The organism is Arsenicicoccus piscis, from assembly GCF_022568835.1.
Lineage (GTDB): Bacteria > Actinomycetota > Actinomycetes > Actinomycetales > Dermatophilaceae > Arsenicicoccus > Arsenicicoccus piscis.
On sequence record NZ_JAKZHV010000002.1, the window covers coordinates 337554 to 363175 of the forward strand.

The 25622-nt window shown below is 71.7% G+C and carries 24 protein-coding genes and 1 pseudogene; 5 read left to right on the plus strand and 20 right to left on the minus strand.

Going from position 1 to position 25622, the window contains the following annotated elements:
• Positions 1-85 precede the first annotated feature (85 nt).
• From MM440_RS04545 to infC, 6 genes and pseudogenes are all read right to left on the minus strand, one after another.
• The gene (locus MM440_RS04545) at positions 86-412 is read right to left on the minus strand and encodes a sensor histidine kinase (protein ID WP_241442667.1); all 327 of its coding nucleotides are present in this window, start codon (positions 410-412) and stop codon (positions 86-88) included.
• Between the two features lie 223 nt (positions 413-635).
• Positions 636-1322, minus strand: a pseudogene (locus tag MM440_RS04550) (PAS domain-containing protein); the annotation flags it as partial.
• Between the two features lie 60 nt (positions 1323-1382).
• Positions 1383-2216 carry a TrmH family RNA methyltransferase gene (locus tag MM440_RS04555; RefSeq protein WP_420914130.1) on the minus strand — a complete coding sequence of 278 codons (834 nt, stop codon included), beginning with the start codon at positions 2214-2216 and terminating at the stop codon, positions 1383-1385.
• Positions 2217-2245: 29 nt separating this feature from the next.
• On the minus strand, positions 2246-2629 hold the full coding sequence (gene rplT / locus MM440_RS04560) for a 50S ribosomal protein L20 (protein ID WP_241442671.1): 384 nt from the start codon (positions 2627-2629) through the stop codon (positions 2246-2248).
• Positions 2630-2672: 43 nt separating this feature from the next.
• The gene (gene rpmI / locus MM440_RS04565; protein WP_241442679.1) at positions 2673-2867 is read right to left on the minus strand and encodes a 50S ribosomal protein L35; all 195 of its coding nucleotides are present in this window, start codon (positions 2865-2867) and stop codon (positions 2673-2675) included.
• 111 nt (positions 2868-2978) lie between these two features.
• On the minus strand, positions 2979-3635 hold the full coding sequence (gene infC / locus MM440_RS04570) for a translation initiation factor IF-3 (protein WP_241443362.1): 657 nt from the start codon (positions 3633-3635) through the stop codon (positions 2979-2981).
• A gap of 406 nt (positions 3636-4041) precedes the next feature.
• Between infC and MM440_RS04575 the strand changes: the two genes are divergently transcribed.
• Entirely contained in the window at positions 4042-4746 is a 705-nt protein-coding gene (locus MM440_RS04575; RefSeq protein ID WP_241442681.1) for a response regulator transcription factor, read from the plus strand.
• Positions 4746-5150, plus strand: a complete 405-nt coding sequence (locus MM440_RS04580) for a hypothetical protein (RefSeq protein ID WP_241442683.1) — start codon at positions 4746-4748, stop codon at positions 5148-5150. The genes MM440_RS04575 and MM440_RS04580 overlap by 1 nt, the downstream gene beginning before the upstream one ends.
• A gap of 16 nt (positions 5151-5166) precedes the next feature.
• Here the strand turns inward: MM440_RS04580 and MM440_RS04585 are convergent, their stop codons facing one another.
• A complete protein-coding gene (locus tag MM440_RS04585; protein ID WP_241442691.1) occupies positions 5167-5730 on the minus strand; it encodes a DinB family protein in 564 nt (187 codons plus the stop codon).
• 113 nt (positions 5731-5843) lie between these two features.
• Between MM440_RS04585 and MM440_RS04590 the strand changes: the two genes are divergently transcribed.
• The gene (locus MM440_RS04590; protein WP_241442693.1) at positions 5844-6584 is read left to right on the plus strand and encodes a class I SAM-dependent methyltransferase; all 741 of its coding nucleotides are present in this window, start codon (positions 5844-5846) and stop codon (positions 6582-6584) included.
• Positions 6585-6602: 18 nt separating this feature from the next.
• Here MM440_RS04590 and MM440_RS04595 read toward each other — a convergent pair whose 3' ends face one another.
• Positions 6603-7811 carry an MFS transporter gene (locus MM440_RS04595; protein WP_241442695.1) on the minus strand — a complete coding sequence of 403 codons (1209 nt, stop codon included), beginning with the start codon at positions 7809-7811 and terminating at the stop codon, positions 6603-6605.
• 185 nt (positions 7812-7996) lie between these two features.
• Here MM440_RS04595 and MM440_RS04600 point away from each other — a divergent pair, with 185 nt between their 5' ends.
• The gene (locus MM440_RS04600) at positions 7997-9532 is read left to right on the plus strand and encodes a catalase (protein WP_241442711.1); all 1536 of its coding nucleotides are present in this window, start codon (positions 7997-7999) and stop codon (positions 9530-9532) included.
• A 105-nt stretch (positions 9533-9637) separates the two neighbouring features.
• Here the strand turns inward: MM440_RS04600 and MM440_RS17250 are convergent, their stop codons facing one another.
• The 8 genes from MM440_RS17250 to hisD form a co-directional block, all read right to left on the minus strand.
• On the minus strand, positions 9638-10288 hold the full coding sequence (locus tag MM440_RS17250) for a serine O-acetyltransferase (protein WP_241442714.1): 651 nt from the start codon (positions 10286-10288) through the stop codon (positions 9638-9640).
• 276 nt (positions 10289-10564) lie between these two features.
• Positions 10565-11488: an SseB family protein gene (locus MM440_RS04610; RefSeq protein ID WP_241442722.1), complete on the minus strand. Its 924-nt coding sequence runs from the start codon at positions 11486-11488 to the stop codon at positions 10565-10567.
• Positions 11485-12222 (minus strand): bifunctional 1-(5-phosphoribosyl)-5-((5-phosphoribosylamino)methylideneamino)imidazole-4-carboxamide isomerase/phosphoribosylanthranilate isomerase PriA, encoded by a 738-nt coding sequence (gene priA, locus MM440_RS04615; RefSeq protein WP_241442740.1) that lies wholly within the window; start codon positions 12220-12222, stop codon positions 11485-11487. The genes MM440_RS04610 and priA overlap by 4 nt, the downstream gene beginning before the upstream one ends.
• A gap of 279 nt (positions 12223-12501) precedes the next feature.
• Positions 12502-13155 carry an imidazole glycerol phosphate synthase subunit HisH gene (hisH, locus tag MM440_RS04620; protein ID WP_241442748.1) on the minus strand — a complete coding sequence of 218 codons (654 nt, stop codon included), beginning with the start codon at positions 13153-13155 and terminating at the stop codon, positions 12502-12504.
• 100 nt (positions 13156-13255) lie between these two features.
• Positions 13256-13891: a hypothetical protein gene (locus MM440_RS04625; RefSeq protein ID WP_241442750.1), complete on the minus strand. Its 636-nt coding sequence runs from the start codon at positions 13889-13891 to the stop codon at positions 13256-13258.
• A gap of 2 nt (positions 13892-13893) precedes the next feature.
• Positions 13894-14493 carry an imidazoleglycerol-phosphate dehydratase HisB gene (hisB, locus tag MM440_RS04630; RefSeq protein ID WP_241442752.1) on the minus strand — a complete coding sequence of 200 codons (600 nt, stop codon included), beginning with the start codon at positions 14491-14493 and terminating at the stop codon, positions 13894-13896.
• On the minus strand, positions 14490-15701 hold the full coding sequence (locus MM440_RS04635; RefSeq protein WP_241442779.1) for a histidinol-phosphate transaminase: 1212 nt from the start codon (positions 15699-15701) through the stop codon (positions 14490-14492). The genes hisB and MM440_RS04635 overlap by 4 nt, the downstream gene beginning before the upstream one ends.
• Entirely contained in the window at positions 15698-17077 is a 1380-nt protein-coding gene (gene hisD / locus MM440_RS04640) for a histidinol dehydrogenase (protein ID WP_241442781.1), read from the minus strand. Before hisD ends, MM440_RS04635 begins: the two co-directional genes overlap by 4 nt.
• 66 nt (positions 17078-17143) lie before the next feature.
• On the opposite strand from hisD, the gene MM440_RS04645 reads away from it, so the two are divergent.
• Entirely contained in the window at positions 17144-17920 is a 777-nt protein-coding gene (locus MM440_RS04645) for an ABC transporter permease (RefSeq protein ID WP_241442783.1), read from the plus strand.
• Between the two features lie 42 nt (positions 17921-17962).
• Here MM440_RS04645 and MM440_RS04650 read toward each other — a convergent pair whose 3' ends face one another.
• Genes MM440_RS04650 through dnaE form a run of 4 tightly spaced genes read right to left on the minus strand, consistent with a single transcriptional unit; the run spans position 17963 to position 25622 of the window.
• Positions 17963-18520: a hypothetical protein gene (locus MM440_RS04650; protein WP_241442785.1), complete on the minus strand. Its 558-nt coding sequence runs from the start codon at positions 18518-18520 to the stop codon at positions 17963-17965.
• 24 nt (positions 18521-18544) lie between these two features.
• Positions 18545-20719 carry a S9 family peptidase gene (locus tag MM440_RS04655; protein WP_241442787.1) on the minus strand — a complete coding sequence of 725 codons (2175 nt, stop codon included), beginning with the start codon at positions 20717-20719 and terminating at the stop codon, positions 18545-18547.
• Positions 20716-22029 carry an NUDIX domain-containing protein gene (locus tag MM440_RS04660; RefSeq protein WP_241442789.1) on the minus strand — a complete coding sequence of 438 codons (1314 nt, stop codon included), beginning with the start codon at positions 22027-22029 and terminating at the stop codon, positions 20716-20718. Before MM440_RS04660 ends, MM440_RS04655 begins: the two co-directional genes overlap by 4 nt.
• Entirely contained in the window at positions 22026-25622 is a 3597-nt protein-coding gene (dnaE, locus tag MM440_RS04665) for a DNA polymerase III subunit alpha (protein WP_241442791.1), read from the minus strand. Before dnaE ends, MM440_RS04660 begins: the two co-directional genes overlap by 4 nt.

Consider the following 25622-nt stretch of genomic DNA (forward strand, 5'->3'; position numbering starts at 1 on the left):
GCACGCGCGAGGGGCGCGTCGCCGCCCGTGATTCTAGTGGGAGTCGTGCAGGGGGTGCGGAGGCGGTCCGGGGACCGCGAGCCCGTCAGGCGGCGTAGTCGGGAGCGCCTGCGGGCAACGTAAATCGGAACTCCGCACCGCCCGCCGGCCCGCGACCGACCGTGATCGTCCCGCCGTGCGCCTCGACCAGGCCCCGCACGACGTAGAGCCCGAGCCCGGTGCCGCTGCGGGTCGAGCCGTGCCAGAACCGGGTGAACACCATGGGGTAGTTCTCCTCGGGGATGCCGTCGCCCTCGTCGGACACGGTCATCACCACCTCGCCCGCGGTGCCGTGGTCGGGCCGGCCGTCGACGGCGACGGTGACCGTGCCGGCGCCGTGCCGCACGGCGTTCTCGAGGAGGTTGGCGACCACCTGGTCGATCCGGTCGGGGTCGGCCCACAGCGGGCAGCTCGGCCGCGCTCGGGGCGCCGCTCAGGACGAAGCGCGCCCGGTCGATGCCGGTGGCACCGAGCCGCTCGACGTGCGCGGCCACGATGGCCGGCAGGTCGATGGGCTGGCGGCGGATCTCGAGGCGCCCGGAGTCGATCCGCGACACGTCGAGCAGCTCGGCGATCAGCCGGGTCACCCGGTCGGTGTCGGCCTCGATGGTCTGCAGCATCAGCCGCTTCTGGTCGTCGGTGAAGCGGTCCCACCGGCGCAGCAGGGTGGAGGTGAAGCCCTTGACCGCGGTCAGCGGCGAGCGCAGCTCGTGGGCGACCGTCGAGATGAGGGCGGAGTTCTTCAGCTCCGCGCGGCGGCGGGTCTCGGCGTCGCGCAGGGTGACCACGACCTGGCGCACCGGGCCGGCCCGACCGTCGCGGATGTAGCGGCCGGTGACGAACAGCTCGCGATCACCCGGCAGCACGAGCAAGGTCTCGGGGTGGCCGGTGCGGGTGGGCAGGCCGTCCCAGGCGTCGATGCAGGTCCACCAGCGGCGACCCTCGAGGTCCTGCAGCGGGAGTACCTGCTCGACCGGCTGCCCGAGCAGCTCACCTGGCTGCGCGCCGACGAGGCTGCAGGCGCGGGCGTTGACGGCGTGGACCCGGTGCTGGTCGTCGACCACGATCACGCCGTCGGGGAGCCACTCGAGGTCGATCGTCGGGCGGTTGGCTGCGGGGCGCTCTGCTGCTGCGGGACCTACGGCAGTGTCTACGGCAGGATCTGCAGCACGGTCTACGGGAGGGTCTGTGGCGGGGCGGGCCGGGCGGCCTGGCCGGGCTGGGGGCATCGCGGATCCACGCGCCGTCCCAAGCTCCATGTCCTTCACCATACCCATGATCATCGAGCAGGTGCCCCTCTGGGACTAGTCATCCCCTAGATCGTTCCTGTCGGGGGACACCGACTACCCAGGGTGCTGGGCCCGTGCCGAGGAGTAGAGACAGATCGTCGCCGCCATCGCGAGGTTCAGCGACTCGGCGTGACCGTGGATCGGGACGCGGACCACCTCGTCGCAGCGGTCCCGGGTCGGCGCCGCCATCCCCCAGGCCTCGTTGCCGAAGACCCAGGCGTGCGGCTCGCGCAGCTCGGCCTCGACGCCGGGGTCGGTGAGCAGCCGGGTGCCGTGGCCGTCAGCGGCCAGCAGCCGGATGCCTGCGTCGCCGACCCGGGTCAGGATCTCGTCCACGCCGAGGTCGGTGACCACGGGCAGGTGGAAGAGCGACCCCACGGTCGAGCGCACGACCTTCGGGTTGAGCACGTCGACGCTGCCCTCGGAGACGAGCACGGCGTCGGCACCGACCGCGTCCGCGGTGCGCAGGACGGTGCCGGCGTTGCCGGGGTCGCGCACGTGGGTGAGCACGCACAGCAGCTGCGGTCGGCCGGCGAGGACGGCGTCCAGGTCGGCGCGCGGGGTGCGCACCACGGCGAGCAGGCCCTGCGGGGTCTGCGCGTCCGCCATCGCGGCCAGCACCGCGTCGTCGACCGCGATCACCGGGATCCGGGCGTCGTCGGCGTCGTCGAGCACGTCGCGGTAGCGCTCGGCCGCCGCATCCGTGACGTAGACCTCCCGCACCAGGTCCGGGCGGTGGCGCACCGCCTCCCGCACGCCCTGCGGGCCCTCGACGAGGAAGGCACCCTCACGCGAACGTGCCACGCGCCGGGTCAACGCGTGAACGGCTCGCACCCGATCGGACTTCGGGCTGGTGAGCCGGTCTCGCGAGGACCCGGCGCGTGGCACGACGGAGCTGCTGACGCGACGAGGGTCGATCAGGCGGCGTCGCCGGTGGCGGCGGCCACCGGGACGTTGGCCTTCGACAGCTCGACGAGCGCGGTGAACGCGGCGGCGTCGTTGACGGCCAGCTCGGCGAGCATGCGACGGTCGACCTCGACACCCGCGGCCTTGAGGCCCTGGATGAAGCGGTTGTAGGTCATGCCGTTGGCGCGGGCGCCGGCGTTGATGCGCTGGATCCACAGGCGACGGAAGTCACCCTTGCGGGCGCGACGGTCGCGGTAGGCGTAGCCAAGCGAGTGCTGGACCTGCTCCTTGGCCTTGCGGTAGAGCCGGGACCGCTGACCGCGGTAACCGCTGGCGCGCTCGAGGACGACCCGGCGCTTCTTCTGGGCGTTGACTGCCCGCTTCACGCGTGCCACGTGAGTACTCCTTCAGATGGGGCTGGAAAGACTGGGAACGGGCTCACTTGCCCAGGAGGCGCTTGATCTTCTTCTCGTCGGCCTTGGCGATCACGACGTCCGGGACCAGGCGGCGGGACTGGCGCTTGGCGCGCTCCTCGAACTTGTGCACGTGGTGAGCGCGCTCGCGCATGACCTTGCCGCTGCCGGTGAGGCGGAAGCGCTTCTTCGCACCGCTGTGCGTCTTGTTCTTCGGCATGGGAGCCGATCTCCTTCGCTCGTGCTGGCGTGCTGATGGGTGGTGCTGAAGGACCTGCTGGAGGACCTTCGTCAGGCGTGCGGCCGGCCCTGCTGGGCGACCGCGGACGGTCTACTGCTCTGCGGGGACCTCGGCGGCCTGGTCGACCGCGGACTGCTCGTCCGCGGGCTGCTCGTCGTGCCCCTCGGTGGCCCGGCCGTCCTGGTCCTCGCCGGGACGAGCCTCGCGGCGACGCCGCTGATCGGCCTTGGCCTCGGCCTTCTTCTTGGTCGGTCCGAGGACCATGACCATGTTGCGGCCGTCCTGCTTCGGGGCGCTCTCGACGAACCCGAGCTCAGAGATGTCCTCGGCGAGGCGCTGCAGCAGTCGGAAGCCCAGCTCGGGTCGCGACTGCTCGCGACCACGGAACATGATCGTCACCTTGACCTTGTCGCCACCCTTGAGGAACCGCTCGACGTGGCCCTTCTTGGTGCCGTAGTCGTGCGGGTCGATCTTCGGGCGGAGCTTGATCTCCTTGATGACCGTGTTGACCTGGTTCTTGCGGGCCTCACGGGCCTTCTGCGCGGCTTCGTACTTGAACTTGCCGAAGTCCATGAGCTTGGCGACCGGCGGCTTTGCCATCGGCGCGACCTCGACCAGGTCGAGGTCGGCCTCGGCGGCCAGTCGGAGGGCATCCTCGACGCGGACGATGCCGACCTGCTCACCATTGGGTCCAACCAGTCGCACCTCGGGGACCCGGATGCGCTCGTTGATACGAGGATCGCTGATGTGGTGCTCCTTCGATCGATTCTGGGGTGACCGGGTCTGGCCAGGCCCCTCATGGGAAAAGGCCCTTCGCGACACATGCGCGAAAGGCCTTGGATCTCCCAGGGTGCACCGCAGCCCGGACGCCGACCACAGGAGGTGGACCAACGCCGTGCACGGTGACCGTGACCCGGCTGTCTGTGCGATCCTGCGAGGGTCGCGGCGACGGCTGCGGGTGGAAGCGGGGCTTCTCTTGCATGTCGTGTCTGCTGGCACCTCACGCGCGGACGTGCTGCGCGCGAGCTGTCGGCGGACACCACCGGTCAGCGCTCTACTTTACCAGGCACCCGCAGGCCGCCCTAATCGATCGCTCGACAGCCCTCTCGTTAGGCTGTAACCTTCATTTGATCAGATGAAGGATAGAGGCTTCATGATGACCGATGAGCGTGCACGCCTGTTCGTCGTGCTGGCCGACCAGATCGGCAGCCGGCGCGGAGCCGATCGGGTCCCGCAGGCGCTCGACCTGCTGACCGAGGCCGTCGGCGAGCGGATGCTGCTGGGTTTCGAGCGCACGGCCGGCGACGAGGTCCAGGGCCTGACCGCTGACCCGGGGTCCGTCGTGGACTGCGTCGTAGCCCTCACCCGCCTCGGGCGGTGGCGTCTCGGCATCGGGGTGGGCACCGTCGACCACCCCCTCCCTGCGTCGACCCGGGCCGCTCGGGGCGAGGCCTACCTGGCGGCCCGCTCCGCCATCGAGGCGGCCCGCACCTCCCCCACCGCCCTGGCGCTGGTGGCCGGGGGGTCTGTCGGTGGTGCGCCCTACCCTGACGACATGGTGAGGGAACGGGTGGACGTCAGCGGTCGGACGGACGTCCGGGCGCGGATCGGTGTGGACGACGCGGAGGCTGCGCTGTGGCTGCTGCGCTCGGTGCTGTCCCGGCGCACCGACCAGGGTTGGGAGGTCAGCGACCTGCTGGACCAGGGCCTCGCCAACAAGCAGGTGGCCGCCCAGCTGGGGATCTCGCCCTCCGCGGTGAGCCAGCGCAGCATCCGTGCGGCGCACGAGGAGGCTCGGCGCGGCCGGGTCCTCTGCACCCACCTGCTCGGTCGACTCGTCCAGCCTGAGGAGGCGTGATGACCCTGCTCCTGCAGATCGTCGTGGTGGCCGTGCTCGGGGCCGCAGCCATGGGGCTCGGCAGCCCGCTCGTCTCCTTCGTCTTCCGGCGCATCGACCGCCGGGAGCGGGCCGAGGGCGTGGACCGGCCGAGCATCCTCGCCGCCGGCGTGATGCTGCGCGGTGGCACCTGGATCGGGGTGCTCGAGCGGCTCGCCATCTACGCCGGCATCCTCGCCGGCTTCGGCGAGGTCATCGCGGTCACGCTCGCCGTGAAGGCGCTGGCCCGCTATCCCGAGCTGCGGGCCACCAGCTCGGCCACCGCGGAGCGCTTCATCATCGGCACCTTCGTCAGCGTACTCTTCGCCGCCGGCTGCGCAGGCCTGGCCCTGTGGCTGCTCAGCCTCGTGGCCGGTGCCACCTGACGCTGCGATCGGCGACTCACGCGCCGGTGCGACCGTCGACGCCCTCGCGCAGCAGGTCCACGTGCCCGCAGTGCTGGGCATACTCGGTGATGATCCGCAGGACCAGCCAGCGCAGGTCGACGTCCTCGGACCAGTCCAGCGGTCGGGCGATGTCGTCCAGGTCGTGCGCCGCGACGATCTCACGAGACACCGCGCACTCGGTCCGCCAGGTCTGCAGGTCGACGGCGTAGTCCGCGTCGTCGGGCAGCTCGAAGTCGTCGGCTCCGAACAGCAGCGGCACGTCGCGGCGCTCGAAGTTCTGCTGGAACCACCACCGCTCGACCCCGGCCAGGTGGCGGACGACTCCGTGCAGGGACATGGTCGACGGCGCCATCGGCTGCGACCGCAGCTGCGCGGCGCCCAGACCTCGGCACTTCAGCTCGACGGTCGACCGGTAGTACTCGAGATACGCCTCGAGCGCCGCCCGCTCCCCCGCGACGCGCGGGATGCGCGGCCGGTCGTCGCCGTCCCACACCGGCGAGAAGTCGTCCTCGCCTAGCCCGGACTCGTCTCGGGCCGTCGGCTCAGCGGGCTCGTCCATGAGGTCAGTCTTGCGCACCCGAGAACCCGTGCCTCCGACAATCCGCGCGACCGCTGACCCGCGTTGCAGATAACCCGTGGACGGGACAGCTCACGCACGGCAGGGTCTACGCCATGACGAGCAGCGAGATGTGGACGCGTGAGGCTGCGCAGGGCTACGACGAGAGCGACGGCATCGAGTTCCAGCCCGAGGTGATCACGCAGACCGTCGACCTCCTGCACGGCCTTGCGGACGGGGGTCGGGCTCTCGAGCTGGCCATCGGCACCGGCCGGATAGCCATCCCGCTGCTCGAGCGGGGCACCCCGGTCGAGGGGATCGACTACTCCCCCGCCATGCTGGAGCGGCTGCGCGAGAAGGTGTCGGTCGAGCGCCTGCCCGCCGTGGAGGGGGACATGGCCACCATGCGGGTCGACGGCGAGTTCGCCCTGGTCTACCTCGTGTTCAACTCGATCTCGAACCTGCTCACCCAGGACGAGCAGGTCGAGTGCTTCCGCAACGCCGCTCGTCACCTGCAGCCCATGGGCCGCTTCGTCGTCGAGCTCTGGGTGCCCCCACTGCGGCGGATGGCCCCCGGCCCGAACGCCGTGGTGACGAGCGTGAGCGAGCACTCGATCGGCTTCGACACCTACGACCTGGCCACCCAGGCCTGCACCTCGCAGGGATACCGCCCGGGGCCGGACGGCTCGGTCCGACACGGGCTGGGTCACTTCCGGTACGCGTGGCCGGCCGAGCTCGACCTGATGGCCCGGCTCGCTGGTCTCGAGCTCGAGCTGCGCTACGCCGACTGGGATGCGAGGCCGTTCGACGGCGACAGCCCGAAGCACCCGTCCGTGTGGCGCAAGCCGGCTGCGTGACCCCGGGGTCGGCGCGGTCTACCGGCTGGTGACGGTGGCGGCCTCGGGCCGGACATCGCGCTGACGGCGACGCAGCCCGACCGCGAGGGTGCCGACCACGGCCACGAGCAGGCCGACGCTGCCGACCGCGGCGAAACCCCAGTGGGCGCCGGCGTGGTCCATCACGAAGCCGGCGAACGGCGCACCGATCGCGGCCCCCACGGTCATGGCCGACCCGTGCCACCCCATCGCCTCGCCCATCGCCGAGGGCGAGACCGACTCCGCGACCGCCGTCGACGCGCTGGTGATGCACGGGGCGCACAGGAGGCCGGCGACGGTGACGAGGATCGCGAGGGACAGCGGCCCGACGGCGAACGAGGCGGGGATGGTGACGATGGACAGCAGGGCGAGGAGGGTGAGCAGCCGCCAGCCCCGGGCCAGCCCGCCGTAGACCAGCCCACCGAGCAGCGACCCGAAGCCCCACACCGCCATGACCCAGCCGGCGTCAGCGGTGCGGCCCCAGTCGCGCAGCGTCGCGACGATGCCGACGTCGGTGCCGGTGAGCACCATCGACGCAGCGGCCGACGCGGCGAGGATCACGGCGAAGCCTGGCGTGAACCACTGCCGCCGCGACACGGACTCGGTGGCTTCGTGGTCGGCGGCGACGAGGGGCACGTTGGCCACGATGAAGCCGACACCGGCGACGACGCCGAGCAGGCCGAGGATGGTGAGCGACCAGCGCGGCGGCCACGAGGTCGCGGCCCAGATGCCGAGCAGCGGGCCGCCCATGAAGGCCACCTCCGCGAGCGCGGAGTCCAGGCTGAGCGCGGCCTGGCGCTCCTGCGGTGCCGTGATGGCGAGGATGGCCTGACGGATGATCGACCAGATCGGCATGGTGAACAGGCCGGCGACGGTGCAGGCGACCAGCAGCCCGACATAGGGCAGGAACGGGCCCACGCACCAACAGATCCCGGTGACCAGCAGGCACGGAGCGACCGTGCGGCGCAGCCCGATCCGGTCCAGCAGCCGGCCGCGCAGCGGCGAGGTGATCGCCCCGGTCACCGTGGTGGCCGTGGTGAGCAGACCGGCCTGCGCCCAGCTCGCGCCGAGCACGTTGACCGCGTGCAGCGCGAGCGCGACCCCGACGGCGAACAGCGGCAGGCGCACGAGCAGGGCCAACCCGCTGATGAGTGGGTAGCCGGGCAGGCGCAGGACGTCGCGGTAGGAGCGGAGGGCGGTCTGGAGCACCGAGCGAGTCTGGCAGGTCCGGCTGGATCCGTTCAACGCAGTTGTCGATCGGCTCGATCTCGCGCCAGCCAGGCATCTGTCAGTGCCGGGGTATAGCGTCAGACATGAACCTCGCGCGAGACGCTGCAGTCCCGACCTGGGGACTGGATGCCTCGCCGGATCAAGGACGAAGGAGCGAGACTGCCATGATCGAATCGACCGGATCCACTCGCGCCAACGGCGCACCCAACGAGAGCGACCGCAACTCCCTGAGCGTCGGCCCCGACGGCCCGCTGCTGCTGCATGACGTGCACCTCGTCGACACCTTGGCGCACTTCAACCGCGAGAACATCCCGGAGCGCAAGCCGCACGCCAAGGGCTCGGGCGCGTTCGGCGAGTTCGAGGTGACCAACGACGTCAGCGCCTACACGAAGGCCGCGGTGTTCGCGCCGGGCACGACGACCGAGATGCTGGCCCGGTTCTCCACGGTGGCCGGTGAGCTCGGCTCCCCCGACACCTGGCGCGACGTGCGTGGCTTCTCGCTCCGGTTCTACACGACCGAGGGCAACTTCGACCTCGTCGGCAACAACACGCCGGTCTTCTTCGTCCGCGACCCGATGAAGTTCCCGCACTTCATCCGCAGCCAGAAGCGGCTGCCGGACTCGGGGCTGCGCGACAACAACATGCAGTGGGACTTCTGGAGCCTCAACCCCGAGTCGGCGCACCAGGTCACTTATCTGATGGGCGACCGTGGTCTGCCCCGCAGCTGGCGCTTCATGAACGGCTACGGCTCGCACACCTACCTGTGGGTCAACGCCGAGGGCAAGAAGCACTGGGTGAAGTACCACTTCCACACCCAGCAGGGCGTCCAGGGGATCTCCGGCGCCGATGCCGAGAAGGTGGCCGGGCAGGACGCCGACTTCCACCGTCGTGACCTGTTCGACGCCATCGAGCGCGGCGAGCACCCGAAGTGGACGCTCTACGTGCAGCTGATGCCCTACGAGGACGCCAAGACCTACCACCTGAACCCGTTCGACCTCACCAAGGTGTGGCCGCACTCGGACTACCCGCTGCACGAGGTCGGGGTGATGACGCTCAACCGCAACCCGGAGAACTTCTTCGCCCAGATCGACCAGGCCGGGTTCGCCCCGTCCAACACGGTCCCGGGAATCGGCTTCTCCCCCGACAAGATGCTGCTGGCGCGCGTCTTCGCCTACGCCGACGCGCACCGCGCCCGGCTCGGCACGAACTTCCACCAGCTGCCGGTCAACCAGCCGAAGGTCAAGCGCAACGTCTACACGTTCGACGGGGCGATGGAGTACGAGCACAGCGGCAACCAGGCCACCTACGCCGCCAACTCGATGGGGCGCCCGTTCAGCGACCAGACCGGTCCGGCCGAGGACGGCTGGGAGGCCGACGGCGCGCTGGTCCGCAGCGCCTACACGCTGCGCCAGGACGACGACGACTTCTCCCAGCCCGGCGCGCTCGTCCGGGACGTGTGGGACGACGCGGCGCGGGCCCGCTTCGTCGACACGGTCGCGGGCCACCTGCTCGGCGGCGTGAAGGGCGAGGTCCTCGAGCGGGCCATCGCCTACTGGAAGAACGTCGACGCCGACTGCGGCGCGAAGATCGAGGAGAAGGTCCGCGCCGGTCAAGGTGGCGAGAACCCCGGCGGCGACCCGCAGGACGCCAAGGACGAGGTCACCCCGATCGTGGAGCCGCCGAGCCAGGCGTCGCAGTAGTCAGCTCAGGAGAGGAGCGCTGCAGCCAGAAGGGCGTTGTCAGCCCACGACGAAGGCGGCGCCCCCGGTCCAGGACCGGGGGCGCCGCCTTCGTCGTGCGTGGGGTCAGCGGACGTAGCCGCTCATGTCGTTGAGCACCCGCGGCTTCGGCGGGATGACCAGGGCACCAGCGGGCACGTCGCGCAGGATCGCCACCGTCGGGCCGATGGCGGCGCCGTCGCCGACGGTGATGTCGCCGACGAGGACGGAGTTGATGCCGACCGAGACCCGACGACCGAGCTTCGGCGCGTCGGTCTCGAAACTGCTCGGGTCGCCGTCGGAGGCGCCGAGCACCACGCCCTGACGCAGGACGCACTCGTCGCCGACGACGGCGTGGTCGTGGACGCGCACGCTCTGGCCGGCGATGTGCACGCGGCGACCGATCTTCGCGGTGCGCGGCAGCTCGATGTTGTAGTGCCGGGCGATGTAGCCCGACGCGGCGCCGTAGGCGAGGTTGCCGGGCCGCTTCATCCAGGCGGCCGGCTCGTCGGAGTCCAGCCACACGCCGAGGCGGTGGACGGCGAGGGCCCGGAAGCCGACCTGGCCGTAGCCGTAGTTGGCGTCGCGGTCCTCGCGCACCAGGTCGAGGAAGCTCAACCGGGAGGTCAGAGCACGGACCAGGCGACGCTTGGCCGGCTGCTGGTCGGTCGGGTCGGTGGCTGCCTGGGCTGCCTGGGCTGCCTCGTTAGAGGCCGCCTGGTTCGAGTCGGAGTTCACCGTGGACGCTACTTTCATCATGGTCATGTCGCAGAGCCCTCCCTGACCCCAGTTCACCTGCACCTCGACCGGACTCCCCCCGGCGGCCGAAGCGGGACTACCGTAACGCGGGCGTTCTGGTGCCCTGGTAGCAACGCCATGCTATCCCCCGAACACCGCTCAACACTCACGAAACGTTGCGAATGCACACCTCGCGTAGCGGCTATCGGCGCGCTCGGGTGACAGGTGCCGACGACGCCGACCGCGCTGCGTCGCCGGCTCGTGGCTGGGGGTGTGCTAGCGCAGACCTGGTTCGGCCGGGGTCCCTGGGCCTTCCGGCAGCACCTGCAGGCGCACCTCGTCCAGACGCACCCGCACCTGCGGGTCGGCGAGCGCGTCGGCCACGCGTCCGGCGATGTCTTGCACCCCGCGAGCGTCGAGACCGGCCACGAGGCGCAGTCGCACGACCAGGGTGCCGTCCTCGTCGACCGGCTCGAGGCCCAGCAGCTGCGGGATCTCGCCGACCGTCTCCTCGAGGGCCGCGAGCACCAGCGGGTCGTGGGCGGCTGGCTGCCAGCTCCGCTCGTGGGCGAGCGCGTGGACCATCGAGGTCGGGACGGTGCGCTGCGGACCGGCCAGGTCGAGGACGAGCACGTCGCAGGACTCCTCCAGCGCCGAGCGGGCCGCCGTCGACGCCGGCACCGGCACCGGCCGGGCAGTGGGGTTCCAGGCGGCCAGCGCTGCCACGCTGGTGAAGACCGGCAGCGCCCGTAGCCCGTCCGGCGCCGTGAGCACGATCGTCGCCATGTCGGAGTGGGTGTCGTCGCCCGGCGCCGACCCCTCGGCGGTTGCGGCGACGACGGGCACGAGCAGGCGGGCGTGCGCCAGTGCCTCCGCGAGCGCTCGCCTACCGGTGGGGTCGGCGGTGGCGTTGGTGGGTGTGGCGTTGGTGGGTGTGGGGGTAGTGCCGAGCACCGCGGCGAGGCGTGGGTCGGCCGACCCGTCGTCGTCGGTGAAGGCTCCGGCCGTGACGTCGCGGCCCGCCCAGGGCAGCCCTGCCGTGTCGTGGCCGCTGCTCGGGTCGTGCCCGGCCAGGCGGCGGCCCACGCGCTCGCGCTGGGCGGCGTCTCCGGACTGGTCCGGCGGGTTCTGCGGGTTCGGCGGGTTCGGCGGGTTCTGCGGGTTCGACGCGTCGGGTCGGCGACGCCGACCGAAGATCATGGCCGCCCGGCGACGTCGAGGGCCTCGGTCACGGTGAACGCCCCCTTGTAGAGCGCCGACCCGACGATCGCGCCCTCGACCCCGACCGGGACCAGCGTGCGCAGCGCCTCCAGGTCGGCCAGGGTGGACACGCCACCGGACGCGACGACGGGTCGGTCGGTGGCCTCGCACACGGACCGGAGCAGCTCCAGGTTGGGCCCCTGGAGCATGCCGTCCTTGTTGACGTCGGTGACGACGTAACGCGCGCATCCCTCGGCGTCGAGCCGAGCCAGGGTCTCCCAGAGGTCCCCGCCCTCCTTGGTCCAGCCCCGTGCGGCGAGGGTGGCGCCGCGGACGTCGAGGCCGATCGCGACCCGGTCGCCGTGCTCGGCGATGGCGCGGCGGGTCCACTCCGGGTCCTCCAGCGCAGCCGTGCCGATGTTGACCCGGCGGCAGCCGGTGGCCAGGGCGGCCTCGAGGGAGTCCTGGTCGCGGATGCCGCCGGACATCTCTACCTGCATGTCGACCGCGCCGACGATGCGGGCGAGGAGGTCGCGGTTGGAGCCTCGGCCGAAGGCGGCGTCCAGGTCGACCAGGTGCAGCCACTCGGCGCCCTGCTCCTGCCAGGCCAGCGCCGCCTCGACCGGGTCGCCGAAGTCCCACCCGGATCCGGCGACCCCTTGCTGCAGCTGGACGGCTCGCCCCTCGACGACGTCGACGGCGGGCAGGAGCTCGAGGCGGGGTGCGTCAGTCACGGGTTCGAACCTAGCGCGCCTGGGGCGCGTCGAGCGACCGCGTCTCGGCTGCACGGTCTGGTGCGCGGCCAGCTGCACGGTCTACCGGGGTGTCGTCTGGCCGGCCGGTGCGCTCCTGGCGGACTCCCTGCGCGCTGCCGCGTGCGCTTCGGACTGATCCACGCCCCTTTCGAGGCCTTTCGAACGTTCAAGTCCCCATGAATCCGTCCGAAGCGCACACCCAGCCGCGTCACGGGCTGCCGATCTGAGGGTGAGCCGAGCGACGGGCAGCCGGGTGGGCTACCGGGTCAGGGTGCGGACCCAGTTCTCGAGCAGGTGGAGGCCGGCGTCGCCGGACTTCTCGGGGTGGAACTGGGTTGCGCTGAGCGGGCCGTTCTCGACGGCGGCGACGAAGGGGCCGCCGTGGTCGGCCCAGGTGACCTTCGGGGCGACGGCGGCGAAGGAGCCCTCCGGCTCGAGGGTCCACTCGCGCACGCCGTAGCTATGCACGAAGTAGAAGCGCTCGTCCTCCACGCCGGCGAACAAGGTCGTGCCGGGCGGGGCCTGCACCGTCGACCAGCCCATGTGCGGGACGACGTCGGCGGGGAGGTGCTCGACCGTGCCGGGCCATTGGTCGAGGCCAGGCACCCGGGCGCCCGCGGTGGGCTCAGCGGAGCCCTCGAACATCGCCTGCATGCCGACGCAGATGCCGAGGACGGGCCGCGAGCCGGCGAGGCGCACGTCGATGATGCGGGGCCCGTCGACCGCGCGCAGGCCGCGCAGGCAGGCGTGGAAGTTGCCGACGCCGGGCACGAACAGGCCGTCGGCAGCGAGCGCCTGCCGCTCACCCGCCGTGAGGACCACGTCGGCGCCGACGCGCTCCAGGGCCCGGACGGCCGATCGGACGTTGCCGCTGCCGTAGTCGAGGACGACGACGGTCGGGGTGGTGCTCACTGGCTTCGGCCTTCCTGGGTGAGGTCGAGGGTCGTGCGGTCGAGGGTCGTGCGGTCGAGGGTCGTGCGGTCGAGGGTCGTGCGGTCGGGCAGCGCACCGGTCACAGCCCCTCCTCCAGCTCGGCCCTGAGCTGTCGGTCCTCGCCGACGACGCGGTTGAACCGTGCGACGGCCGAGGCCGAGGGCTGCACCAGCCGGGCGCCCTCGAACGAGCTGCCGGCGGCGCCGTCCACGGCCGCCGCGCAGGGCAGGTCGAGGGCGGTCGCGAGGTCGTGGAGCAGGCTGCTCGCGGTGCCGCCCGAGTCGCGCAGCAGCGCAGAGATCCCCCCGACCGCCTCGCTGCCGACGAGACCGGCGGCGGCCACGAGGTCTACGGAACGGGCGACGGGGAGGGCGCCGACCCGGTCGGGCCCGGCGCCGGGGGTCCAGACGACCCAGCGGGACGGGCTACGGCCGGGCAGGTGCACCGAGACGACGGCGCGCTCGTCCGCGGTCCACAGCCCGATGGCGGGCCGACGGCGTGCAGGGACGGGGCGCGCCGCGAGGACCGAGGCCCCATGGTCGTAGGGCACCCGGGTCCGGGCCGGACCCGCGGGCACGGCCGCGGTCCAGCGCTCCCCCGGGACGACGTAGACCGGGAGCGTCCCCTTGCCGGCCCAGCGGACGACCGCGCCGGGCTCGGCGTGCAGCAGCAGGACGCCGTGCCCGAGCCACCCGCCCTCCCGGTGGGTCGACACCGCTACAGGGCTCCCTTGGCGCTGGGGATGCCGCTGACGCGCGGGTCGGGCTCGACGGCGGAGCGCAGCGCGCGGGCGAACGCCTTGATCTGCGACTCGACGACGTGGTGGGGGTCGCGCCCGGACAGCACCCGCACGTGCAGGGCGATCTGCGCGTTGTGCGCGATCGACTCGAACACGTGCCGGGTGAGGGAGCCGACGTAGGCGCCGCCGATGACGACGTACTCCTGGCCGGCGGGCTCGCCCTCGTGCACGACGTAGGCCCGCCCGGCGACGTCGACGACGGCCTGCGCGAGGGCCTCGTCGAGCGGGACGAGCGCGTCGCCGAAGCGGCGGATGCCGCGCTTGTCGCCGAGCGCCTCCTTCAGCGCCTGGCCGAAGCAGATGGCGACGTCCTCGACGGTGTGGTGGGCGTCGACGTCGACGTCACCGGTGGCCTTCACGGTGAGGTCGATCAGGCTGTGCTTGGCCAGGCTCTCGAGCATGTGGTCGTAGAACCGCACGCCCGTGCTGATGTCGGACGCGCCGGTGCCGTCGAGGTCCAGCGTCAGCTCGATCGAGCTCTCGGACGTCGCGCGCCGGATGGTCGCGGTGCGGGTCATGCGGGGGTGCCTCCCGTAACGGTGGTGCTGACTCTCGTCGAGCTGGTGGTGCTGGGGCTGGTGGTGCTGGAGCTGGGGCTCGTGACGCGGTGGTCCGCAGCGAGCTCGCGCAGGGCGCGCAGGAACTCGTCGGTCTCGGCGGGGGTGCCGGCCGTGACGCGCAGGTGCCCGGCCAGGCCGACGTCGCGCACGAGGATGCCGCGGTCGAGCAGCGCCTGCCAGAGGTCGTGGGAGTCCCGGACCCCGCCGAAGAGCACGAAGTTGGCGTCGCTCGCGACCGGGGTGAACCCGAGCTCGCCGAGCTCGCTGACCATCCGGTCGCGCTGGGCCTTGATCACGTCGACGGTGTGCAGCAGCACGGGCGCGTGCGCGAGCGCCGCCTGCCCGAGCGCCTGGGTGGGGCTGGACAGGTGGTAGGGCATGCGCACCAGCCGCAGCGCGTCGACCAGCTCGGGGTCCGCGGCGAGGTAGCCGAGGCGACCGCCGGCCAGGGCGAACGCCTTGCTCATCGTGCGGGTGACCACGAGCCGCGGGCGCCCGGCGAGCAGGGTGAGCGCGCTCGGCGTGCCGGGGCGGGCGAACTCGGCGTAGGCCTCGTCCACGACGACGATCGCCCGCGGCGCCGCTTCGTAGACCGCCTCGACCAGCTCCAGCGACAGCGCGGTGCCCGTGGGATTGTTGGGCGAGCAGAGGAAGACCAGGTGCGGGTCGACCTCGCGGACCTGGCGCACCGCCGACTCGACGCTGAGGTCGAACGCCTGCGCCGGGTCGGTGAACCCCTCACCCCGGCGACCGTGGACGAACGTGGTGCCGGTCGTCTCGGTGATGATCGGGTGCATCGAGTAGGCGGGCGTGAAGCCGACGGCCCGGCGGTCGGTGCCGCCGAACGCCTGGACCAGATGCAGCAGCACCTCGTTGGAGCCGTTGCCGGCCCACACCTGCTCGAGGTCGATCGGCGTGCCGCTCGTGGTGGTCAGGTAGTCCGCCAGCGCGCGCCGCAGCTCGGTGAACTCGCGGTCGGGATAGCGGTTGAGATCGGGGGCCACCTTGGCCGTCGCCTCGATGATCGCGTCGACGACCTCCTGGGGGACGGGGTAGGAGTTCTCGTTGGTGTTGAGCTGCACGGGCACGTCGAGCTGCGGCGCGCCGTAGGCCGTGCGGCCGCGCAGGTCCTCGCGCAGCAGGTCACGAATCTCGTTGGTGCTCATCGGTCCTCCGTGCGGGTGGCGGCAGGGTCGTCCGGCAGACCGTCGCCGAACCGGGCCGTGACGGCCTGCCCGTGCCCCGGGAGGTCCTCGGACTGGGCCAGCGCGACCGCGTGCCGCGCGACGCCGGCGAGGGCGTCGCGGTCGTAGTCGATGACGTGGATGCCGCGCAGGAAGGACTGCACCGACAGGCCGCTCGCGTGCTTGGCGGTGCCGCCGGTGGGCAACACGTGGTTGGACCCGGCGATGTAGTCGCCGAGGCTGACCGGGGAGTACTGCCCGACGAAGATCGCGCCGGCGTTGCGGACGCGCGCGGCCACCGCGGCCGAGTCCCGGGTGTGGATCTCGAGGTGCTCGGCGGCGTACTCGTCGACGACGGCGATCCCCGCGTCCAGGTCGTCGACCAGGACGACCCCCGACTGCTTGCCGGTCAAGGCGGTGCGCACCCGCCCCGAGTGCTTGGTGTCGGGGACGCGGCGCTCCACGGCGGCGACCACCCGGTCTACGAGATCCTCGGAGTCGGTGACCAGGACCGAGCCCGCGAGCGGGTCGTGCTCGGCCTGGCTGATGAGATCCGCTGCGACACAGTCGGCGTCGGCCGTCTCGTCGGCGAGGACGGCGATCTCGGTCGGACCGGCCTCGGCGTCGATGCCGACGAGACCCTTGAGGAGGCGCTTCGCGGAGGCGACGTAGACGTTGCCCGGGCCGGTCACGAGGGTGACCGGACGCACCTCGTCGATGCCGAGGTCGGCGTCGGCAGGCAGGCCGTAGGCGAGCATCGCGATCGCCTGCGCTCCCCCGGCGGCGTAGACCTCGTCCACCCCGAGCAGCTGACAGGCGGCGAGGATCGTGGGGTGGGGGTAGCCCGCGAACAGGCCGTGGTTCTCGCGCTGCGGCGGGCTGGTGACGACGAGGGACTCGACGCCGGCCTCCTGGGCAGGGACGACGTTCATCACGACACTGCTCGGGTAGACCGCGAGGCCACCGGGCACGTAGAGACCGACCCGCTGCACGGGCACCCAGCGCTCGGTGACCGTCCCGCCGGGGACGACCTGGACCGTGACGTCCTCGCGGCGCTGGGCCCGGTGGACGACCCGCGCCCGCTCGATCGACACCTCGAGGGCGGCCCGGACGTCGGGGTCGAGGGCGTCGACGGCGGCCTCGAGGACGTGCGCCGGGACGCGCAGGGTCGGGGGGCGCACACCGTCGAACCGCTCGGCGAGCTCCAGCACGGCGGCGGCCCCGCGCTCGTGGACGTCGTCGCAGATGGGGCGCACGACGTCGAGGGCCGCCTCGACGTCCAGCTCGGCTCGGGGCATCGTCGCGCGCAGGGTCCGGGCGTCGAGCACCTGACCACGCAGGTCGGAGACGGAGAGCATGGGCGCCAGTCTACGGGCGCGCCCAGGTTGGCCGTGGGGGTGCCGTCCTGGTGAGACCATGGCTGCGTGGTCCTGCCCTCGTCCTCGCTCGTGACCGTCTCGTCCACGGGCGACGTGGTCCGCCTCGTGCTCGTCGTCGCCCTGCTCACCGCGGGCGCCGCCGTCATCCACCACCTCGGTCGGCTGGGGCACACCGGCGCGACCGTCACCGCTGCGGTCCGCGCCACCCTGCAGCTCGCCGCCGTCGGGCTGATCATCACCGCGGTGCTCAAGTCGTGGTGGCTGACAGCGGCTTTCGTCGCCCTCATGGTCACCGTCGCCGCGCTCACCAGCGGGCGGCGCGTGCTGCCGGACCGGTGGACGTCACTGACCTTCCTGCCGATCCTGCTGGGCATCGTGCCGGTCGGGGCGATCCTGCTCGCGTCGCAGCTCATCCCGCTGCAACCCATCGCGGTGGTGCCCATCCTCGGCATCCTCATCGGCAACGCGATGACCGCGACCACCATCGCCGGGCGTCGCACCCTCGACGCGCTGCGCTCGCGGCGCGGCGAGCTGGAGGCCGCCTTGTCGATCGGTTTGCTGGATCGCGACGCCGCCATGCTGGTGGCTCGCGACGACGCGGCCCTGGCGCTCGTGCCCGGCCTGGACCAGACGCGGACCGTGGGACTGGTCACTCTCCCAGGGGCTTTCGTCGGCACGCTGCTCGGCGGCGCCACGCCGCTCGAGGCGGCGGCCGTGCAGCTCGTGGTCCTCGCCGCGCTGCTCATGGTGCAGGCCGTGGCCGTCGCCGTGATGCTCGAGCTCGTGGCTCGTGGGCTGATCGGTGCCTACGGGAGGGAGTAGGACGTCGGATTCGTCGGCCGCGGTCGGTCGGCGGCCGACGCGTCAGCCCAGGCGGTCGAGCAGCATCGCGAGCGGCTCGGGCAGCTCGTCGCGGGTGAGGGCACCGGCAAGCTCGCCCGCAGCCTGCTCCTTGCGGCCCGACGCGACCCCGCAGAAGCGGTGCAGCTGCTCGGCCAGCGGCCGGTCCCGCCAGGCGGTCTGCTGCTGCAGCGCGGCCAGCTTGGGACCCAGCCCGGCGCGCTCGATGACCTCGACCGCCCGCACCGGACCGATCGCGCGGATCAGCTCGTCCTCCAGGTCGGCGTCGCAGACGAAGAAGCCGTAGGCCGGCAGGTCGCTCGCGTCCGTGACCGGGCACCCGTCCGCCTCCAGCGCGCGCTCGACGAAGCGCACCTCCGCGGCGTCGCACATGCCGATCACGTCGACGTCAGGGGTCAGCTGCCGGATCTCGCTCAGCACCCGCCCGACGTTGGTCACGCCGTGCAGGTCGCGCAGCTCGATGCCGGTCTCGTCGATCCCGTTGGTGCGCATGATCGCTCGCACGGCAGCGACGTCGCTCACGCCCTCCAGCAGCACGATGGTCGACGAGTCCTGGCTCATGCGGTCACGATAGCTGCCGAGGGTCTACGCGGTGACGCCGACCTGGTCCATGAGGAAGGCGAGCTCGAACGCGGCCTGCTTCCACGACTCGTAGCGTCCGCTGACCCCGCCGTGGCCGGCGACCATCTCGGTCTTGAGCAGGACCGGGCGGTCCGGGTCGTCGACCACCGAGTCACGCAGTGCCGCAACCCATTTCGCCGGCTCGACGTAGAACACGCGGGTGTCGTTGAGCGACGTCGAGGCGAGGATCGCGGGGTAGCGACGCTGGGCGATGTTCTCGTAGGGCGTGTAGCCACGCATGTAGGCGTAGACCTCGGGGTCCTCGATCGGGTTGCCCCACTCCTCCCACTCCCCGACGGTCAGCGGCAGCTCCGGTCGGAGGATGGTGTTGAGCGCGTCGACGAACGGGACGCCGGCGTGGATCGCCCGGAAGCGGTCGGGTGCGAGGTTCGCGACGGCGCCCATGAGCAGACCTCCTGCCGAAGCCCCTTCTGCCGCAAGGCGATCCGGTGCGACCCAGCCCTGCTCGACGAGCAGGTCGGCGGCGGCGATGAAGTCGGTGAAGGTGTTGCGCTTGGCCAGCAGCTTGCCCGAGTCGTACCACCGGCGACCCATCTCGCCGCCACCGCGCACGTGGGCGACGGCGTGGACGAAGCCGCGGTCGAGCAGCGACAGCCGCAGCACCGAGAACCACGGGTCCAGGCAGTGCTCGTAGGAGCCGTAGCCGTAGAGCAGGCCTGGTGCGGTGCCGTCCGGCTCGACCCCCTGGCGGTGCACGATCGACACGGGCACCAGGGTGCCGTCGGGGGCGGTGGCCCACTCGCGCCGCTGCACGTAGCGGGTGAGGTCGACCCCGCCGAGGACCTGCTGCTGCTTGAGCAGCGTCCACTCGCCCACCCCGGTCGTGGCCAGGTCGGACAGGTCCACGTCGTAGACCGATCGCGGCGTCACGAACGACTCGACGACCACCTGCACCGACGTCGACGCCGGGTCGGGGTTGTTGCCCGTCGAGAGCGTGTAGAGCGGCTCGTGCCAGGCGAGCTCGCGCACCCGGCCGACCGGGGAACCCGGCAGCGTCGCCGTGAGGTCGATGACGCGCAGCCCGGCGAGCCCACCGCTGCGCAGCGAGACGACGGCGAAGTCGTCGAACGCGTCGCACCCCACGATCCGCTCTCCCGGCGTGGGCCCGAGGACGTTGACCCAGTCGGCCGGGTCGGTGGAGTCGATCGGCGCGACGGCGAGCTCGTAGTCGACGTCGGCGGCGTTGTGCACGATGAACAGTCGGTCGCCGGCGGGCTCGACGTCGTACTCGACGCCCTCGCGCCGCGGCGCCACCAGCCGGGGCTCACCGGTCGGGTCAGCGGCGTCGAGCAGCCGCACCTCGCTGGTGGTCTTGGAGGCGGTGACGATGATGATCCACCGGTCGTCGCGTGACGAGCCGACCCCGACCCAGTAGAGCTCGTCCGGCTCCTCGTGCACGAGCACGTCCTCGTCGGACGGGCGGCCGACCTCGTGCCGCCAGACCTGGTGCTGGCGCCAGGACTCGGTCCAGCGGGTGTAGAACACGAAGCGCCCGTCGAGGGAGAAGGCCAGGCCGTAGCCGATGTCGGTCACGCTCTGGTCGACCACGTCACCCACCGGGCCGGTGCGCGTCGCGTCCGACCCGAGGTCGGTGACGGTGAGGGCGTAGCGCTCGTCCCCAGCGAGGTCTACGGCGTAGGCCAGGCGGGTGCCGTCGTGCGTGGTCTCGGAGCCGCCGAGCGCGAAGAACTCCTGGCCCGCGCCGAGCACGTTGCCGTCCACCAGGATCTGCTCGCCCTCGGGCGGCTGACCGCCCTCGAGCGCCGGTCGACCGCCATGCGGCAGCTCGGGCCGCGCGGCGACGCGGCACTCGCGGGTGTACTGCTCGCCCTCGGCGATGCGCGTGTAGTACCACCACCCCGCGTGCTGGACCGGCACCCCGAGGTCGGTCTGCTGCACCCGCGCGACCATCTCGTCGTAGATCGCGCCCCGCAGCCCTTCGAGGTGCTCGGTGCGCGCCGTGGTGTAGGCGTTCTCGGCCTCGAGGTGGGCGATCACCTCGGGGTCGTCCTTGTCGCGCAACCACTCGTAGGGGTCGACGACCCGGTCGCCGTGGAACTCGCGGACGTGCTCGACGCGCTTGGCCCGGGGCGGCGTCGGAAGGCTGGAGGTGCTCACCCGCCGGAGGCTACCTGACCAGGGTTCGCGTTCGCGCTGCTCGCCGCCGGCTGACCCACGGCCGCGACGGCGCGCTCCAGCCAGGGCAGCAGCCCCTCACCGACCGGGGCGGCGGACCGGGCCAACGCCGCCGGCGCCCACCACCGAGCCTCGTCGATGGTCGCCTGCTCCACCGCGTCCTGACCCGAGAGGTCGATCTCGGTCGCCCGGACGCGGACGGCGCACAGGACCTGCTGCTGGTCGAACATCACGCCGCCCCAAGGGAACTCGATGGCCTGCTCCCCCAGCACCACCACGTTGTCGGCGTCGGCGACCAGCCCGACCTCCTCGCGCAGCTCCCGCAGGGCGGCGGTGACCGGGTCCTCACCCGGGTCGATCTCGCCGCCGAGGCTGAACCACAACGGGTGCTCCCGGTCGTCCGGGTCGGCCCCGTGGAGCAGCAGCACCCGACCCTGCGCGTCGACGGGCAGCACCCGCGCAGTCCGGCGGGTCCGTCGCGGACGCACCGTCTCGAGGTCGTCCCGGGTCACTCGGCCATTGGCCCGGGTGTCGTCGTGCCACGGAGTCCCGCGGCGACGCACGTGCAGGATCGACGGTGCACCCGGGTCAGGACGGTAGAACAGTCGCTTGCGGTAGTCGCCCGGAGCGCACGCGCCCGGGAACATCTCCAGGTCCCGGTCCACCCCCGGCGAGTCCGGCCGGGACCCGACCGCGGGCAGGTAACCGCACCGGCACAGCACCTCGTCGAGGGCTCCGCCCTGGTCGGGCAGGTCGTCGACCCCGACCTGGAGGTCGACGAAGGCCTTGAACGGCAGACCCGGGACCGACGTGGACCCGATGTGCTCGTAGCTCCAGGCCCGGTCACCCTGCGCCGGGTCCAGGCCCGCCTCGCGCAGGCCGCGAGCCAGGCGGGACAGCAGACGGTGCGCGGCTACGCCCCAGTCCTGGTCGTGCGGGAGCAGCCGCGGCGGGATGGGGGTGGGTCCGGTGCGGCCCGACATCCGGGCGGCGAACGGCGCGATCCGCTCGTGCCACAGCTGGTCGACGACCGCGTCGCGACCGGCTCCGTGACCCCAGTTCAGCATCACGTCGGCACCGGTCAGCGGCGCCCCGGGGGCAGCCAGCACCAACGGAGCCACCCCGGCGGCCGGGACGACCTCGACGGCGACGAGCCCCGGCGAGCCTGGCGACTCCGGTGACCCCGGTGACTCCGACCCCGACAGCCCAGACTCGGCGCCGAGCGCCCGCAGCCGGTCAGCCACCAGCTGGGCGTCCGTGCCCTCGACGACCTCGACGCGCAGCGGCGTCATCCGGTGAGGCACGCGGGACCGAGCAACGCCTTGAGGTCACCGAAGAGCGCGGGCGTGGCCTCGACGCGGTAGGAGTCCTCGAGCCGCATGAGCACCGAGCGGCCGGGCTGGGTGAGCCGCACCCGCACCTCGGTCGTGCCGGGGTGGCTGACCAGGACCTCCTTGAGCTGCTCGGCCAGACCGTTGGTCGCGCGGTTCAGCGCCATGGTCAGCACCACCGGGCCGCGCGGGCCCTCGTGCAGGTCGGGCAGCATCAGGTCCTGCGCGTAGATCGACGTGGTGTCGTCGCGGCGGTTGACCCGCCCGCGCACCACGACGACGGTGTCCGGCGACAGCATGGTCTGCACGGTCATGTAGGTCGAGGGGAAGAACAGGCACTCGATCGCGCCGTCGAGGTCCTCGACGACGGCGATCGCCCACAGGTCACCCTTCTTGGTGCGCTTGAGCTGCAGGCTGGTCACCAGGCCGGCGATGGTCACCGTGGCGCCGTCGGGTCTACCGTCCTCGCCGTTGAGCGAGGCGATCGAGGTGTCCGCGTGCTGGTGCAGCAGGTGCTCGATGCCGAACAGCGGGTGGTCGGAGACGTAGAGCCCGAGCATCTCGCGCTCGTGCTGCAAGGTGACCTGCTTGTCCCACTCGGTGGTCGGCACCGGCGGCAGGCCGGCGAAGGCATCGGCCCCGCCCGCGTCCCCGTCGTCACCCATCGCGAACGCCGCGAACAGCGAGTCCTGACCGGCGGCCTCGCGTCGCTTGACGTCGACGAGCGCGTCGACGTAGCGCTCGTGGACCTCGACCAGGCCGCGCCTCGACTCCCCGAGGGAGTCGAATGCCCCGGCCTTGACCAGCGACTCGATGGTGCGCTTGTTGCACACGACCGCGGGCACCTTGGACAGGAAGTCCTGGAAGGAGGTGTAGGCGCCCTTCTCCTCGCGGGCCTTGACGATCTCGACGACGACGTTGGCGCCGACGTTGCGCACGGCCTCCAGGCCGAAGCGGATGTCGGCCCCGACCGCGGCGAAGAAGCCGATCGAGTCGTTGACGTCGGGCGGCAGCACCTTGATGCCCATGTGCCGGCACTCGTTGAGGTAGAGCGCGGACTTGTCCTTGTCGTCCCGCACGCTGGTGAGCAGCGCCGCCATGTACTCGGCCGGGTAGTTGGCCTTGAGGTAGGCCGTCCAGTACGAGACCAGTCCGTAGGCCGCGGTGTGCGCCTTGTTGAAGGCGTAGTCCGAGAAGGGGACGAGGATGTCCCAGAGGGTCTTGATCGCCGCCTTGGAGTAGCCGTTGGCGAGCATGCCCGCCTCGAACGGCACGAACTCGGCGTCCAGGACCTCCTTCTTCTTCTTGCCCATCGCGCGGCGCAGCATGTCGGCCTTGCCGAGCGTGTAGCCGGCGAGCTTCTGGGCGATCTGCTGGACCTGCTCCTGGTAGATGATCAGGCCCTGGGTCATCTCGAGGATCTCGCTCAGCGGCTCCTCGAGCTCGGGATGGATCGGCGTGACCTGCTGCTTGCCGGTCTTGCGCAGCGCGTAGTTGGTGTGCGAGCCGGCGCCCATCGGCCCGGGCCGGTAGAGCGCGAGCGCCGCCGAGATGTCTTCGAAGTTGTCCGGCTGCATCTGGCGCAGCAGCGTGCGCATGCCGCCGCCGTCGAGCTGGAAGACGCCCAGCGTCTCGGCGCGCTGCAGCAGCTGGTAGGCCTTGGCGTCGGTCGGGTCCTTGGACAGCGCGTCCAGGTCGATCGACTCGCCGCGGTTCATCTCGATGTTCTTGATGGCGTCATCGAGGATCGTGAGGTTGCGCAGGCCGAGGAAGTCCATCTTGACCAGGCCGAGCGCCTCACAGCTCGGGTAGTCGAACTGGGTGATGACCTGGCCGTCCTGCAGCCGGCGCATGATCGGGATGACGTCGACGAGCGGCTCGCTGGACATGATGACGCCCGCCGCGTGCACGCCCCACTGGCGCTTGAGCCCCTCGAGGCCGAGCGCGGTGGCGACGACCTCCTTGGCGACCGGGTCCGAGTCGTGCAGCGCGCGGAACTCCCCCGCCTCGGCGTAGCGCTTGTGCGCGGGGTCGAAGATGCCGGCCAGCGGGATGCCCTTGCCCATGACGTCGGGCGGCATCGCCTTGGTGAGCTTCTCGCCGACGGCGAACGGGTGGCCGAGCACCCGACCGGCGTCCTTGACGGCCTGCTTGGCCTTGATGGTGCCGTAGGTGACGATCTGCGCGACGCGCTCGGCGCCGTACTTCTCGGTGACGTAGGCGATGACCTCGCCGCGACGGCGCTCGTCGAAGTCGACGTCGAAGTCGGGCATCGAGGGACGCTCGGGGTTGAGGAAGCGCTCGAAGATCAGGCCGTGCGGCACCGGGTCGAGGTCGGTGATGCGCATCGCGTAGGCGCACATCGAGCCGGCACCCGAGCCACGGCCGGGACCCACCCGGATGCCGTTGTTCTTGGCCCAGTTGATGAAGTCGGCGACCACGAGGAAGTAGCCCGGGTAGCCCTTGCCGATGATGACGTCCTGCTCATAGGCCGCCTGCTTGCGCGCGTAGTCGGGCACCCCCTCGGGGAACCGGGCCGCGAGGCCGCGCTCGACCTCCTTGATGAACCAGCTGGTCTCGTCCTCGCCGGGCGGGCAGGGGAAGCGCGGCATGAACCGGCCCTCGCCCTCGCTGAACGAGATCTCGCACATCTCGGCGATGGCGAGGGTGTTGTCGCAAGCCTCTGGATAGTCGCGCCACACCTGGCGCATCTCCTCGGCGGAGCGCAGGTAGAACAGGTCGGCGTCGAACTTGAACCGGTCGGGATCCATCAGGGTCGAGCCGGACTGCACGCACAGCAGCGCCGAGTGCGCCTTGGCGTCCTCGGCCCGGGTGTAGTGCAGGTCGTTGGTGGCGACGAGCGGCAGGTCCAGCTCCTTGGCGAGCCGCAGCAGGTCGCGCATGATGCGCTTCTCGATGTCGAGGCCGTGGTCCATGACCTCGCAGTAGAAGTTCTCCTTGCCGAAGATGTCGCGCATCTCGGCGGCCTTCTCGAGCGCGATGTCGTACTGCCCCAGCCGCAGCCGGGTCTGCACCTCGCCGGACGGGCAGCCCGTGGTCGCGATCAGCCCCTCGTGGTAGGTCTCGAGCAGCTCGCGGTCCAGCCGCGGCCACTTCGCGTAGACCTGGTCGAGGGAGGCGAACGAGTCCATCCGGAACAGGTTGTGCATGCCGGTGTTGTTGCGCGCCCACAGCGTCATGTGCGTGTAGGCGCCGGAGCCGGACACGTCGTCGCTGCCGCGGGTCTGGTCGTTGCCGTAGCGCACGCGGGTGCGGTCGGTGCGGTGCGTGCCGGGCGTGACGTAGGCCTCCAGGCCGACGATCGGCTTCACGCCGAACTTGGCCGACTTCTTCCAGAACTCGTAGGCACCGAAGAGGTAGCCGTGGTCGGTCGTGGCGAGGGCCGGCATCCCCATCTCGGCAGCCGCGGCGAACAGGTCGTCGATGCGGGCTGCGCCGTCGAGCATGGAGTACTCGGTGTGGTTGTGCAGGTGGACGAAGCTGCCGGAGGACGAGGACCTCGGGCTGGCGGCGGAGGCGGAGGGAACGGACAT

Coding starts and splice junctions, on each gene's coding strand:
- rpmI (WP_241442679.1), bottom strand. CDS start 2,867: ATGCCGAAGAACAAGACGCACAGCGGTGCGAAGAAGCGCTTCCGCCTC.
- MM440_RS04575 (WP_241442681.1), top strand. CDS start 4,042: ATGATGACCGATGAGCGTGCACGCCTGTTCGTCGTGCTGGCCGACCAG.
- MM440_RS04580 (WP_241442683.1), top strand. CDS start 4,746: ATGACCCTGCTCCTGCAGATCGTCGTGGTGGCCGTGCTCGGGGCCGCA.
- MM440_RS04585 (WP_241442691.1), bottom strand. CDS start 5,730: ATGGACGAGCCCGCTGAGCCGACGGCCCGAGACGAGTCCGGGCTAGGC.
- MM440_RS04590 (WP_241442693.1), top strand. CDS start 5,844: ATGACGAGCAGCGAGATGTGGACGCGTGAGGCTGCGCAGGGCTACGAC.
- MM440_RS04600 (WP_241442711.1), top strand. CDS start 7,997: ATGATCGAATCGACCGGATCCACTCGCGCCAACGGCGCACCCAACGAG.
- MM440_RS04610 (WP_241442722.1), bottom strand. CDS start 11,488: ATGATCTTCGGTCGGCGTCGCCGACCCGACGCGTCGAACCCGCAGAAC.
- hisB (WP_241442752.1), bottom strand. CDS start 14,493: ATGACCCGCACCGCGACCATCCGGCGCGCGACGTCCGAGAGCTCGATC.
- MM440_RS04635 (WP_241442779.1), bottom strand. CDS start 15,701: ATGAGCACCAACGAGATTCGTGACCTGCTGCGCGAGGACCTGCGCGGC.
- hisD (WP_241442781.1), bottom strand. CDS start 17,077: ATGCTCTCCGTCTCCGACCTGCGTGGTCAGGTGCTCGACGCCCGGACC.
- MM440_RS04650 (WP_241442785.1), bottom strand. CDS start 18,520: ATGAGCCAGGACTCGTCGACCATCGTGCTGCTGGAGGGCGTGAGCGAC.
- MM440_RS04660 (WP_241442789.1), bottom strand. CDS start 22,029: ATGACGCCGCTGCGCGTCGAGGTCGTCGAGGGCACGGACGCCCAGCTG.
- dnaE (WP_241442791.1), bottom strand. CDS start 25,622: ATGTCCGTTCCCTCCGCCTCCGCCGCCAGCCCGAGGTCCTCGTCCTCC.